This window comes from Faecalibacterium sp. DFI.5.82 (assembly GCF_029076575.1).
In the GTDB taxonomy this organism is placed as follows: Bacteria; Bacillota; Clostridia; order Oscillospirales; family Ruminococcaceae; genus Faecalibacterium; species Faecalibacterium duncaniae.
Map to the genome: position 1 here is coordinate 266,705 of NZ_JARFIS010000001.1, position 12,052 is coordinate 278,756.

The 12,052-nt window shown below is 56.0% G+C and carries 16 protein-coding genes; all 16 read left to right on the plus strand.

The annotated features are described in order from the left end of the window. Nucleotides 1-11 precede the first annotated feature (11 nt). The 16 genes from P0G09_RS01415 (at nt 12) to P0G09_RS01490 (ending at nt 11,945) form a co-directional block, all read left to right on the plus strand. Entirely contained in the window at nt 12-227 is a 216-nt protein-coding gene (locus P0G09_RS01415; RefSeq protein ID WP_016306504.1) for a Maff2 family protein, read from the plus strand. A 40-nt stretch (nt 228-267) separates the two neighbouring features. Beyond that, nucleotides 268-1,134 (plus strand): CD0415/CD1112 family protein, encoded by an 867-nt coding sequence (locus tag P0G09_RS01420; protein WP_005927637.1) that lies wholly within the window; start codon nt 268-270, stop codon nt 1,132-1,134. Between the two features lie 42 nt (nt 1,135-1,176). Then, complete coding sequence (locus P0G09_RS01425; RefSeq protein WP_015567066.1) at nt 1,177-1,818, plus strand: septation protein SpoVG family protein; 642 nt, start codon at nt 1,177-1,179, stop codon at nt 1,816-1,818. Between the two features lie 9 nt (nt 1,819-1,827). After that, nucleotides 1,828-2,481 (plus strand): hypothetical protein, encoded by a 654-nt coding sequence (locus P0G09_RS01430; protein ID WP_055246811.1) that lies wholly within the window; start codon nt 1,828-1,830, stop codon nt 2,479-2,481. Nucleotides 2,482-2,525: 44 nt separating this feature from the next. Further along, nucleotides 2,526-2,912, plus strand: a complete 387-nt coding sequence (locus tag P0G09_RS01435) for a PrgI family protein (RefSeq protein WP_003500106.1) — start codon at nt 2,526-2,528, stop codon at nt 2,910-2,912. Nucleotides 2,913-2,991: 79 nt separating this feature from the next. Beyond that, entirely contained in the window at nt 2,992-5,259 is a 2,268-nt protein-coding gene (locus P0G09_RS01440; RefSeq protein WP_005927628.1) for a DUF87 domain-containing protein, read from the plus strand. A gap of 279 nt (nt 5,260-5,538) precedes the next feature. Beyond that, on the plus strand, nt 5,539-7,206 hold the full coding sequence (locus P0G09_RS01445) for an NlpC/P60 family protein (RefSeq protein ID WP_256175312.1): 1,668 nt from the start codon (nt 5,539-5,541) through the stop codon (nt 7,204-7,206). Nucleotides 7,207-7,228: 22 nt separating this feature from the next. Next, nucleotides 7,229-7,495 carry a DUF4315 family protein gene (locus tag P0G09_RS01450; protein ID WP_005927622.1) on the plus strand — a complete coding sequence of 89 codons (267 nt, stop codon included), beginning with the start codon at nt 7,229-7,231 and terminating at the stop codon, nt 7,493-7,495. After that, entirely contained in the window at nt 7,482-8,129 is a 648-nt protein-coding gene (locus P0G09_RS01455; protein WP_012741676.1) for a DUF4366 domain-containing protein, read from the plus strand. Before P0G09_RS01450 ends, P0G09_RS01455 begins: the two co-directional genes overlap by 14 nt. After that, nucleotides 8,126-8,323 carry a hypothetical protein gene (locus tag P0G09_RS01460; RefSeq protein ID WP_041253895.1) on the plus strand — a complete coding sequence of 66 codons (198 nt, stop codon included), beginning with the start codon at nt 8,126-8,128 and terminating at the stop codon, nt 8,321-8,323. The genes P0G09_RS01455 and P0G09_RS01460 overlap by 4 nt, the downstream gene beginning before the upstream one ends. Then, nucleotides 8,324-8,725 carry a cysteine-rich VLP protein gene (locus P0G09_RS01465; RefSeq protein WP_055246814.1) on the plus strand — a complete coding sequence of 134 codons (402 nt, stop codon included), beginning with the start codon at nt 8,324-8,326 and terminating at the stop codon, nt 8,723-8,725. A 132-nt stretch (nt 8,726-8,857) separates the two neighbouring features. Further along, nucleotides 8,858-9,448, plus strand: a complete 591-nt coding sequence (locus P0G09_RS01470; RefSeq protein ID WP_242860777.1) for a hypothetical protein — start codon at nt 8,858-8,860, stop codon at nt 9,446-9,448. A 12-nt stretch (nt 9,449-9,460) separates the two neighbouring features. Next, the gene (locus tag P0G09_RS01475; protein WP_003500078.1) at nt 9,461-9,643 is read left to right on the plus strand and encodes a DUF4316 domain-containing protein; all 183 of its coding nucleotides are present in this window, start codon (nt 9,461-9,463) and stop codon (nt 9,641-9,643) included. After that, nucleotides 9,643-9,984 (plus strand): plasmid mobilization relaxosome protein MobC, encoded by a 342-nt coding sequence (gene mobC / locus P0G09_RS01480; protein ID WP_012741672.1) that lies wholly within the window; start codon nt 9,643-9,645, stop codon nt 9,982-9,984. Before P0G09_RS01475 ends, mobC begins: the two co-directional genes overlap by 1 nt. A 175-nt stretch (nt 9,985-10,159) precedes the next feature. Then, complete coding sequence (locus P0G09_RS01485) at nt 10,160-10,450, plus strand: CD1845 family protein (protein ID WP_041253892.1); 291 nt, start codon at nt 10,160-10,162, stop codon at nt 10,448-10,450. 79 nt (nt 10,451-10,529) lie between these two features. Then, nucleotides 10,530-11,945, plus strand: a complete 1,416-nt coding sequence (locus P0G09_RS01490) for a relaxase/mobilization nuclease domain-containing protein (RefSeq protein WP_055081014.1) — start codon at nt 10,530-10,532, stop codon at nt 11,943-11,945. Nucleotides 11,946-12,052: the final 107 nt, after the last annotated feature.

Sequence of the window (12,052 nt, forward strand, 5' to 3'; positions counted from 1 at the left end):
GAGGAACGTATATGGAATTTTTCAATCAGGCAATCGACATTCTTAAAATTCTGGTCATGGCTCTTGGCGCTGGTCTGGCGGTATGGGGCGTCATCAACCTTCTGGAAGGTTACGGGTCGGATAACCCTGCGGCAAAATCACAGGGCATTAAGCAGCTCATGGCGGGCGGCGGTGTCGTTCTGATCGGCCTTCAGCTTATCCCTCTGCTGTCCGGCCTGTTCAGCTAAGTGTCACCCGTTGTCCCTTTTCCAGAAAAGGAGCTGATGTATGGACTTTATCATCGACGCAATCGTTGAATGGCTGAAAGGTCTGCTCGTCGATGGTATCATGGGAAATCTGGATGGCCTTTTCGATAACGTCAATCAGAGCGTTGGCGAGATCGCCACACAGGTAGGCACGACCCCGGCGGACTGGAACGCCGGGGTCTTTTCCATGATACGACAGATCTCCGAAACTGCCATTCTGCCAATCGCCGGGGTCATCCTCACTTTTGTTATGACCTATGAACTGATACAGATGCTCATAGAACGCAACAACCTCCATGAAGTTGACACATGGATGTTTTTTAAGTGGGTGTTCAAAACCTTTGTGGCTGTGATGATCCTGACGAATACCTTCAATATCGTGCTGGCGGTCTTTGATGTGAGCCAGCATGTGATACAGCAGTCAGCGGGCATTATCCAGAACGGGACAGAGATCACGCCGGATGTGCTGGACAGTCTGCGGACAGAGCTTGAGGCGATGGAGTTAGGCCCTCTGTTCGGACTCTGGCTCCAGTCCTTCCTGATCCAGCTTACCATGATTGCCTTAAACATCGTGATTTTCGTCATCGTATATGGCCGTATGATTGAAATTTATTTACTCACAAGTTTAGCGCCTATCCCGTTTGCCACAGTCCCCAACAGGGAAACCGGACACATGGGGCAGAACTATTTCCGCTCCCTCTTTGCGGTGGGCTTTCAAGGTCTATTGATCTTAGTCTGTGTCGCCATCTATGCGGTGCTGATCCAGAGTATCGCCACCGACGGCGACCCCATCGGGGCGATCTGGGGCTGCGTGGGATATACGGTGCTGCTGTGTTTTACCTTATTCAAAACAGGCAGTCTTGCAAAATCCATCTTCGGCTGCCATTAAGAGACTTCGGGCCATGCTGACCCGAAGCGGAAAGGAGGCGGTATGCCTCGGCGTTACAAACAGGGTGCGGACGGACAGCCGCACCCGGCTTTCTATGGAAAGCTCCCCGAAGAATTTTCTAAAGCAGACACCATGCGCTTTATGGTGGAAACCGATCTGAAACTGTCCGGGTGCGTATCGGCGGACACGCTGGCGGCACTCCGGGCGGAAGGCTATGACTACAAGGACGGGAACCTTGTTCCCGCCGGAAAGGAGGAAACCATGCAGGAAAAGGTTGCAAACACCACCCCGGCCGCACCGTTGAAGCTGGATGTAAGCGTGCGGGTCATCGAACCTGTGAAAAATCTGATGGGCTTTGCCAGCGTGAAATTCAATGACTGCTTTGTGGTGGAAAATCTGAAAATCGTACAGGGCAGCAAGGGCCTCTTTCTTGGGATGCCCAGCCAGCCGGACGGCAAAGGCGGCTACCGGGATATGGCCTACCCTGTCACAAAGGAGTTCCGGGAACAGCTCAACACCGCTGTTCTGCAAGCCTATGAGGCAAAGCTGGAACAGATGGCGGAGCGCGGCTCTGTGGGGCGTGCGTCCATCAGCGACCAGCTCAAAGCCGGAAAAGCGGCTGCCGAACAGGCAAAGGCAGAACGGCCTCCGAAGGAAAAGCCCAGCCGCAGCGCAGAGCGTTGACCTCGGGCCATGCTGGCCCGAAGCAGAAAGGAGGCGGAAACCATGCCACGCAAACGGACGGGCTATGACGCAGCCTGCTATTACGACGGAAAACTGCTGGGCCGCTGTACCAAAGCGGACAGCGATGCCTATACCCTGTTGATGAACGCCTGCGGCGGGGACGCCGCCCGTGTCCTGCGGGAATACGCCTACTTTTCCCCGGAGCTGAAGGCCATCTTGGAAAAGGCGGCTCTCATGCAGGCGGACCGGAACCGGACGGGCGGAATGTTCCATGCGCCGAAAAGCTCCCCGTGGGGCGAGGTGCAGAGCTGTGAAGTTCTCTGTCCGGGGGTGTTTCTGGTATCTACCGCCAGCCACGGCGGAACGATGGTGGCAAACGAGGTAGCCGCCGTTCTCTCCCCAGCGGCCAAAAAATGCGGCTTCAAGGACAAGGGCTATATCTGCTATGAGGAGGACGCACAGGAAAGCGTAGTGCTCCGGGAGCTGCTGGACAAAAAGCTGTGGAAAATCCCTGACCGCATTAAGGACAAAGGACAGTTTGAAGAAAAACTCAATCAGTCCATCCGGCAGTATCACCCCGAATACTGGCGGGCAAGGCAGAGCGGACGAGAGGCCGCCGAAGCTGCCCGCAGCACAGCCCCGGCCAAAGAGGCCGCAAGATAACCTCGGGCCATGCTGGCCCGAAGCAATAAAGGAGGTGTACCAAAATGGCCTATGTGCCAGTACCAAAAGACCTTTCCAAAATCAAGACAAAGCTGGCCTTCAACCTAACGAAGCGCCAGCTTGTTTGTTTTTCCAGCGCGGCGGCGGTGGGCCTCCCGGCTTACCTGTTTTCCCGTGGCAGTATCGGGAACAGTGCCGCCATGTTCCTGATGATCGGCCTCATGCTCCCGTTCTTCTTTCTGGCTATGTATGAGCGGGACGGCCTGCCGCTGGAAAAAGTGCTGAAAAACATCATCCGCACCCGGTTCCTCTATCCCCGGGTGCGGCCTTACAAAACCGAAAACTTCTATGCGCTGCTTAGCGCAAGAAAGGAGGCGCAGCCGATTGCGAAACAGCAGAAGGGCCGGAAAGCCCGCAGGCAGAAAGCCTGAAAAGCAGGGCCTTACCGGCCTGTTCACGAAAGGAAAGAACATTCCCACCACCGCCCAGCAGACCCTCCCTTACCGGGAAATGTACCGGGACGGAGTGTGCCGGGTAGCGGACCGCTATTACACCAAAACCATTGAATACGAGGACATCAACTACCAGCTCGCACAGTCCGAAGATCAGGCGGCCATCTTTGACGGGTGGAGCGCCTGCCTTAACTACTTTGACAGCAGCCTTCCGTTCCAGCTTTCCTTCCTCAACCACCGGAGCCGCCCGGGCAGCCGGTACAGCGTGAACATCCCCATGCAGGACGATGATTACAACAGCGTCCGGTGTGAGTATGTGGAAATGCTGGAAAACCAGATCGCCAAAAGCAACAACGGCATTGTCCGCACAAAGCTCCTGACCTTCGGCGTGAACGTGGACGACCTTCCCACCGCCAGGGCAAGGCTGGAACGTGTAGAGGCGGACATTTGCGGGAACTTCAAAAAGCTGGGCGTCAAGTGCCGTTCCCTTTCGGGGCTGGAACGGCTGGAGCTTCTTCACGGGCAACTCCACCCCGGCAGCGGCTCCCCCTTCCGGTTTTCATGGGATATGATCCCCAAAACCGGGCTTTCCACCAAAGACTTTATCGCCCCGGACAGCTTCGATTTCCGTTTCAGCCGACTGTTCCGGGTGGGGACGACCTGGGGCGCTGCCTCTTACTTGCAGATTTTGGCCTCGGAGCTCTCGGACAAGCTGCTGGCGGAGCTTTTGGAAATGGATGCGGAAATGACCATTACCCTCCATATCCAGACCGTCGATCAGGCCGCCGCCGTAAAATCCATCAAGGCCAAAGTCTCCGACATTGACAAGATGAAGGTGGAGGAACAAAAGAAGGCAGCCCGGTCAGGGTACGACATGGACATACTTCCGCCCGACCTCGTAACATACAGCAACGACGCAAAGACCCTTCTGGAAGATTTACAGAGCCGGAATGAAAGAATGTTCCTGCTGACCTTCCTTGTGGTAAACATGGCCCCGACCCGCCGGGAGCTGGACAATGACCTGTTCACGGTGTCCGGTATCGTCCAGAAATACAACTGCACCTTGAAGCGGCTGGACTTCCAGCAGGAGGATGGTTTTCTTTCCAGCCTTCCGCTGGGCCATAACGGCATTGAGATCAAGCGCGGCATGACGACAAGCTCCACGGCCATTTTCGTTCCCTTTATGACGCAGGAGCTCCGCATGGATGGCGAAGCCGTCTATTACGGGCTCAACGCACTTTCCCATAACGTCATCATGGCAAACCGGAAGAAGCTCAAAAATCCCAACGGCCTGTTCCTCGGCGTGCCGGGCTCCGGCAAATCCTTTGCCGCAAAGCGGGAGCTTGTGAACGTGTTCCTTGCCACCCGTGACCGGATCATTGTGGTTGATCCGATGGGCGAATATTCGCCCCTTATCAAGCGGCTGGGCGGACAGGTCATCGAGATCGCCCCGGACAGCCCCCACCACATCAACCCGATGGACATTGATTTGAGCTTCGACGAGGAAAACCCGATGGCGCTGAAAGCCGACTTTATTCTGTCGCTGATGGAGCTGATCGTTGGCGGCAAGGACGGCTTGCAGCCGGTGGAGCGTACCGTCATTGACCGCTGTGTACGCCAGATGTACCGGGAACACTTGCAGGACCCGGAAACAAGCAAAATGCCGACCCTCCAAACCCTGTATGACCTGCTCTGTTCCCAGCCGGAGGGCGAGGCGGTACGGCTGGCAACTGCCCTTGAAATTTATGTGTCGGGTTCTCTTAACGTGTTCAACCATGAAACCAATGTGGACTTGAACCGCCGTTTGGTATGCCTTGACTTAAAAAAGCTGGGGGCCGGGCTTCGGACGATTGCCATGCTCATTATGCAGGACTTGGTAAACTCGCAGGTGTCCATGAATTTCCTGCGTGGTATCGCTACATGGTGCTACTTCGACGAGTTCCATGTGCTGCTCCGCGACCGGCTGACGGCAAGCTATTGTGTGGCGATCTGGAAAATGCTGCGAAAAAAAGGGTGCGTTCCGAGTGCTTTAACGCAGAACGTAAAGGATTTTCTGGCAAGCCCAGAGATTGAGAACATCTTTGAAAACTCGGACTTCCTTGTGCTGCTCTCGCAGGCACAGGGGGACCGGCAGATTTTAGCTAAACAGCTTGGGATCAGCCCCCACCAGCTTTCCTATGTGACCCATACCAATTCCGGCGAAGGGCTGCTGTTCTTCGGGAATACCACCATCCCGTTTGTTGACCGCTTCCCGCAGAATACCGAGCTGTACGCCATTATGACCACCCGCCCGGAGGACAAAAAACAGGAAATGAACCGGGCATAACGCACTTCGGGCCATGATGGCCCGAGGTTTGGAAAGGAGGGATACATCATCGGAAAGAAACCGGATAAACGGAATTTTCAAAGGCCGGGGCCGACGGAGGATACCGGGGGCAATCGCCCCGGACCGGCGGAACGGGAAGGGCCTTCCCACGCACCATCCCGACGCCTGCGGTTTGAGGACGAGGATACCAGGCAGGACAGCCCTTCGGGCCACGATGGCCCGAAGTCCAAAAGCGGCAAGTTTCAAGAGGACAGACGGAAAAGCCGTCCCTCTGACCGCATGAGGCAGGAAGATGAAGCGGACGGGCCGCAGGATACCGGCAAGGCACAGGAGCCGGAGGGCTCCGCCGAGAAGGCCGGGAGCAAAAAGGACAAGTACCAGAAAGCACAGGCAAAAGCGGAACACGCCGGGGAAAAGCTGGGAAAGGCCCGGGAGAAACTGGACAAGACCGAGGCAAAACGGGCAGCGAAGAAGCCGCCGGGGCTTGCAAAAAAGGCAGTCCGGGGAGCCCGTACAGAAGCATGGTTCTATGTCCACAACAAGATACACGAGGTCGAGCATGAAAATGTGGGTGTGGAAGGAGCCCATAAATCCGAGCTGGCCGCAGAGGCCGGAACCCGGAAACTGACCCGCTATGCCAAACGCCGCTGGCAGGAACACCCGGCCCGGAAGGTGGCAAAGTGGGAACGGAAGGACATAAAAGTCCGGGCCAATGTGGATTTTCAGAAGATGGCCTCCGAGCACCCGGAACTTGCCAGCAATCCGCTTTCCCGTGTGCAGCAGAAATGGAAACTGAAACGCCGGTATTCCAAAGAGGCAAAGGCGGCTGCAAAACAGGGTGCAAAGGCCGCAAAGAAAACCGCTGCCGCTTCGGAAACTGCGACCCGTCGGGCGGCGCAGTTTGTGACCCGACATCCCGTGGCGGTGCTGGTCCTGCTCCTGCTGTTGCTGCTCTGTTTTCTTGTGTCGGCGGTAAGCTCTATCTTTCCCACGCTTGGCAGCGGCCTTGCCAATGCGTTATCCGGCACCTCCTACGCCTCGGAGGATACGGACCTGCTGGGGGTGGACGAGGACTATACAGCGTTGGAAAACGAGCTGGCGCAGACGGTGGCGAACATTGAAAGCACCCATCCCGGCTATGACGAGTACCGCTATTCCGTGGACGAGATCGGCCATAACCCCTATGAGCTGGCATCCTATTTCTCTGCAAAGTACCATGTCTATTTCCGGGAACAGGTGCAGGACGAACTGCGGGAGATTTTCGAGGCACAGTATGAGCTGACCTTGACGGAGGAAGTCGAGATACGCTACCGCACCGAAACCAGCACCGACCCGGAGACCGGGGAAACCACCACCGAGGAAGTCCCCTATGAGTATTACATTCTCAATGTGACCCTCACAAACAAGACGCTGCCCGCCGTGATCCTGCCGAGGCTTAACGAACAGCAGCGGGAAATCTACACCGTTATGCAGCAGCTCAAAGGCAACAAACCCTATCTGTGGGAAGGGATTTACAACGGCGGCGAAGATACCGGCCCCAGCTATGAGATACCCGGCGAGGCGCTGGATGACCCGGCTTTTGCGGCGCTCATGGAAGAAGCCACAAAGTACATCGGCTGGCCCTATGTGTGGGGCGGCTCCAGCCCGTCCACCTCCTTTGACTGTTCGGGCTTTGTCTGCTGGGTGTACACGGCCAGCGGCGTCCACAACCTGCCCCGTACCACGGCGCAGGGCATTTATAACCAGTGCGCTATCATTTCCCCCTCCGAGGCAAAGCCCGGCGACATTATCTTTTTCACGGGAACCTATGACAGCCCCGGCCCTGTGTCCCATGTGGGGATTTATGTGGGCGACGGGATGATGCTCCATTGTGGTTCGCCCATCCAATACGCAAACATCAATTCAAGCTACTGGCAGACACATTTCTATGCCTTCGGGCGTTTGTGAGCCAGAGGAAAGGAGTCCTTGCATGAACAAGATCGACAAGCTCGATAAGGAACTGGAAAAAGCCCGGGAGAAGGCTGCCGAGTGGCAGGCCAAAATCCGGGAGCTGGAAAAGCAGAAACAGGAGGAAGAAAACAGCCAGATCGTGCAGGCGGTGCGCTCCCTTAAACTGACGCCCGCCCAGCTGATGGCATTTCTGAATGACCCCAAAAACAGCCTTACCGCTTCGGGCCATACTGACCCGAAGCCGGAGGCACCCGAAAAGGAGGACACAGCCCATGAAGAAAACTAAATACCGCAGGCTGGCGGCGATGGCTGCCAGCCTTTTGTGTTGCCTGATCTTTACGGTCCCGGCCTACGCCCAGAGCAGCGAGCCACAGCCGGAGACAGCTCCCGCCCCGGCGGAAACCGAAGCGGAGCCGGAAACACAGAACCCCTTTACCCCGGACGGGACGGGAACCGTGGTGGACAACGCCACCGACGAGGACGGTAAAGAGTTTTACACCATTACCACAGCAGACGAGAGCGTGTTTTATCTGGTGATCGACAAACAGAAAACCAGCGAGAACGTCTATTTCCTCAATACCGTTACCACAGACGACCTTCTGCCTCTTGCCGAACAGGGTAAGGAACCGCCCAAAGAAGTGACCCCGGAGCCAGAGCCAAAGCCCACCGAACCGGTGGAGGAAGTACCGGAATCCGAGCCGGAGAAAAAGGACAGCCCCCTTCTCTCTCTGCTCCTGATCGGTGCGGTGGTGCTGGCCGGCGGTGGGATTGGTTACTATTTCAAGATTTACAAGCCGAAGCATGAAGCCCCGGATTTGGAAGATGATTACTGCGAATATGAGGACGGGGAGCTGGAGGAGATCTCAGAGGAACCCGATGACGAAGATACCCCGCCATGGGAGGAAGATACGGAGGAATGAGAATGAATTTTACAAGCAGCCCTTTTGAACGAATGATGAAGGAAGTACCGCACCCCGGCTGGAACAATGACGACCCTTGTAAGGGATGCCGTTATCACAAGGAGTGCAAAGGAAAGAAAAAACAGTGCCGGAAGAAGTTCCGGGCGCTGATCGTGGAGTCCCGCCCTTCGGGCCATCGTGGCCCGAAGTCTTAAATGGACGCCCGGGAGCTGACCCGTGACGAGAAGAAGAAAATCCGTTCTCTTGTCACGGGGATGTGCGCCAACTATGACCGGGAAAGCGGCCTGTGCCTTCCTCTTGACTGTGCCTGCTATATGCTGCACAAGTGCTGGACAGGGGCGTACTGCCGTTATTTTCGTGTGGCTGTCCTGCCTCTTAACCCGGAGCTTCAAGCGTCGTTGACAACGGAAGGCATCTCCCCGGAGCTGCGAGCCTGTGCGGTCTGCGGAAAGGCGTTTTTGCCCGAGGGGCGTCAAGCCTACTGTTCCGACGCCTGCAAGGCCGAAGGGAACCGCCGAAAAAGCCGGGAACGCATGAGGAAAATGCGGGAGAAAAGGCCGGGCGGCTGTTACGATTTGCCGCCTCCAAAGGCTTGATATTCCGGGCTTTTTTGAGGGTGTTTCCGGGGTGGGAATATCTTATTACATTTCTCCCCGGTCTGCCCTCTTATTTCGTAACATCCAGCACTTCGGGTCATGTTAGCCCGAGGCACAGAAAGGAGGTATCTCTTGGAGACAGTACAAGGATATGTGATTTTGAAAGCTGCCACCTTTGAAACCGGACACGGCTTTGCGCTGGGGCATAATCCGGGAGCGCCGAGCCCCTTTGTGACCTGGCAGTTTACCGAGGGGGAAAACGGCCATCGGGATTACTACTGGGGTCGCTATGGAACCAGTCAGGCATGGGCGCAGAGGGACTTTGACCGTCGGATGGACGACTATCAGCAGTTTTACCATGCGGCGGTCAAGCATACCGAGCTGGGACCGGAGGGCGTTTACCGCTATTATTCCACCCAGCGGCCCGTGGACATAGGAACTTACCCGAAGCTGCCGGATAACCAGCCTCTTTCCATCGTCAACTACGACGATGACAGGCGGCGTCCTGTGGCAGACGGCAGTCTGATGGCATGGGGCGAACTGACCTACGCAAAGCCGCTGACCGAAAAGCAGATGGAGGATTATGAACTGAAACCAGCACCGGGCAATCCTGACCGGGTGCGCCCATCCATTACCGCCCGGCTCAAAGAAGGAACCAGAGGGCAGGAACCCCCGAAGGAGCCCGGCCAGAAGCGGAGCCATAAAAACCATGAGGAACGATAAAGGAGGAACGCCATGCACGAAAAAGACAACTATCTGAAAACCGCCGAGCTCTCCACGGAGCAGAACTGCAACATGATCGACGGCGTACCCAACAACACGCCCATCCCACCCACGCCCCCGGAGCTGGACGCAAAACCGCTTGATAAGGTAAAGGAACCAAAAGAGCGCCGGAAAGGCCGGGAGCTGGAACGCTGATGGAGAACCGCAAGCGGAATGTCCATCTGCACGTCATGGTAACGCCGGACGAGCTGGCAGCCATCCATGAACGGATGGCTGAGGCGGGCATTTCCAACGCCGGGGCTTATGTACGGAAAATGGCTCTGAATGGGTATATCCTGCACATCGACCTTGCGCCCGTAAAAGAGCTGATCTCTCTGCAACGGCGCTGTTCTAACAATCTCAATCAGGTTGCCATACACGCACATACCTATGGCGTGTACCCGGAGGAAATCGACGGATTGAAGCGGGACTATGAAAAGCTGTGGGGCGAGGTGTCAAAGGTGTTGCGGGAGCTCTCCGAGCTGGTGGCAAAGTAAGACGAGGGCGGCAGGCTTCCGTTGCGGGGCTTGCCGCCCTGCTCTTTTTTTACCACTTCGGGCCAGTATGACCCGAAGGTTTGGGACAGGATTCACTAATCTTTCGCAACATTTATGTCCCCGGGCAGGCATGATAAAATAGAGGTAGGAAGGATAGATAAAGGAGGTTTTGAAGATGAAGATACTGCTGAAAATATTGGTTGCTCCCTTTGCTTTGGCGTTGTCCCTTCTGGCGGCTCTGCTGGTGTTCCTGTTTGATATTTGTGCCGTCCTGCTGACGATTGCCTCTGTGATCCTGGCGGTGCTGGGTGTCGCTCTCTTTTTCACGCCGACGCCCATAGGTGGGATTGTATTTCTGTTTCTTGCCTTCCTTCTTTCGCCGTATGGACTGCAAGCGGCGGCGGGCTCCCTTCTTTGGGTGCTGGACGGAGGCAAATCCGCTCTGTACCGGTTTCTGGCAAGTTAAGCAGCCTCGGGCCATACTGGCCCGAAGTCGGGGCGGTCTGAATGGGCCGCCCCTTTCTCATGGAAAGGAGGAATGATTTTTGGCTACCACAACTTTGTTACAGCGCCATGCGGGCGAAGGCGAAACGATTGCTGAGGCTATCCGGGATTGTCTGGACTATGGCAAGGACCCGGAGAAAACAGAAAGCGGAAAGTATATCTCCGCTTATGAATGTGATCCGGCCACCGTGGCGGACGAGTTCCTTTTGGCAAAGGCCAGCTATGCCGCTATGACGGGCCGGGAACAGAAGAAAGAAAATAATGTGCTGTGCTATCAGATACGACAATCCTTCTATCCGGGCGAGATCACCCCGAAGGAGGCGAACCGTATCGGCTATGAGCTGGCTATGCGCTGGACAAAGGGGCGGCACGCTTTTATCGTTACCACGCACACCGATAAGCAGCACATCCATTGTCACATTTATTACAACTCCACCACCCTTGACTGCACCCGGAAATTCCGAAATTTTTGGGGCTCCAGCTTCGCCCTTCGGCGGCTCTCTGACAGGCTGTGCCTTGAAAACGGGCTGTCCATCGTGGAGAACCCGAAGCCCCGGAGCAAGAGCAAGTATCGGAACTATGGGGAGTGGCAGAAAGACCGGAAAGGGCCGCTTTCCTATCAGGACCGACTGCGCCTTGCTATTGATACTGCGCTGGCGGAACGCCCCGCTGATTTGGACGAATTTCTCAATTTGATGAAGCGGGCCGGGTATGAGGTCAAGACGGTTCGGGGCGGCGGTATCAGCTTCCGGCTGACCGGGCAGGGACAGGAACGCTTCACCCGTCTGCGGGCTTCCACGCTGGGAGACGGCTACGACTTGCAAGATGTTCTGTCTGCCATTGAGGGCAAAGAAAAACGCCCCGGGCGCTCGGAACGGAAAATCAGTCTGGCGGTGGATATTCAAGCAAAGCTGGCTGCCGGTAAGGGGCCTGGATATGAACGCTGGGCGAAGGTATTTAACATTAAGCAGATGGCCGCCGCTCTTGCCTATATACAGGACAATAACCTGACCGATTATGAGCAGTTGGCGAAGAAAGCCACCGAGGCGGCAGACCGTTTCCATGTTATTTCCGAACAGGTCAAGCAGACGGAGCAGGCCATGAAAACCAATGCCGGGCTAAAGGCCGCAACGGTTCAGTATGCCAAAACCCGCCCAGTCTTTGAGCAGTATAAGGCGACGAAGTACAGCCGGAAATTCCTTGCGGAGCATGAGGCCGACCTTGAACTGTACCGGGCTGCACAAGCGGAAATGCGCTCTCTGCTGGGCGGGGCGAAGCTCCCTAAAATGGATGTGCTGAAGGAGGAAGGCCGCAAGCTCACAGCAAAGAAAAAACAGCTCTATGGAGAATACCAGAAGGCACGACGGGATATGCAGGAGATCGTCACGATCAAGGCGAACATTGACACTCTGATGGGCTACACCGAGCCGGGAAGAAAACAGGAAAAGGAGCGTTAAGGTTATGAAAATAAGGAGCAAAGCGACGCTGACACTTCGGGCCATGTTGGCCCGAAGATACGGGTTTGGGGCGAGCCCCAACAAGCCGCCTTTGTGCCACTTGTGGC

Coding starts and splice junctions, on each gene's coding strand:
- P0G09_RS01415 (WP_016306504.1), top strand. CDS start 12: ATGGAATTTTTCAATCAGGCAATCGACATTCTTAAAATTCTGGTCATG.
- P0G09_RS01420 (WP_005927637.1), top strand. CDS start 268: ATGGACTTTATCATCGACGCAATCGTTGAATGGCTGAAAGGTCTGCTC.
- P0G09_RS01425 (WP_015567066.1), top strand. CDS start 1,177: ATGCCTCGGCGTTACAAACAGGGTGCGGACGGACAGCCGCACCCGGCT.
- P0G09_RS01430 (WP_055246811.1), top strand. CDS start 1,828: ATGCTGGCCCGAAGCAGAAAGGAGGCGGAAACCATGCCACGCAAACGG.
- P0G09_RS01435 (WP_003500106.1), top strand. CDS start 2,526: ATGGCCTATGTGCCAGTACCAAAAGACCTTTCCAAAATCAAGACAAAG.
- P0G09_RS01440 (WP_005927628.1), top strand. CDS start 2,992: ATGTACCGGGACGGAGTGTGCCGGGTAGCGGACCGCTATTACACCAAA.
- P0G09_RS01445 (WP_256175312.1), top strand. CDS start 5,539: ATGAGGCAGGAAGATGAAGCGGACGGGCCGCAGGATACCGGCAAGGCA.
- P0G09_RS01450 (WP_005927622.1), top strand. CDS start 7,229: ATGAACAAGATCGACAAGCTCGATAAGGAACTGGAAAAAGCCCGGGAG.
- P0G09_RS01455 (WP_012741676.1), top strand. CDS start 7,482: ATGAAGAAAACTAAATACCGCAGGCTGGCGGCGATGGCTGCCAGCCTT.
- P0G09_RS01460 (WP_041253895.1), top strand. CDS start 8,126: ATGAGAATGAATTTTACAAGCAGCCCTTTTGAACGAATGATGAAGGAA.
- P0G09_RS01465 (WP_055246814.1), top strand. CDS start 8,324: ATGGACGCCCGGGAGCTGACCCGTGACGAGAAGAAGAAAATCCGTTCT.
- P0G09_RS01475 (WP_003500078.1), top strand. CDS start 9,461: ATGCACGAAAAAGACAACTATCTGAAAACCGCCGAGCTCTCCACGGAG.
- mobC (WP_012741672.1), top strand. CDS start 9,643: ATGGAGAACCGCAAGCGGAATGTCCATCTGCACGTCATGGTAACGCCG.
- P0G09_RS01485 (WP_041253892.1), top strand. CDS start 10,160: ATGAAGATACTGCTGAAAATATTGGTTGCTCCCTTTGCTTTGGCGTTG.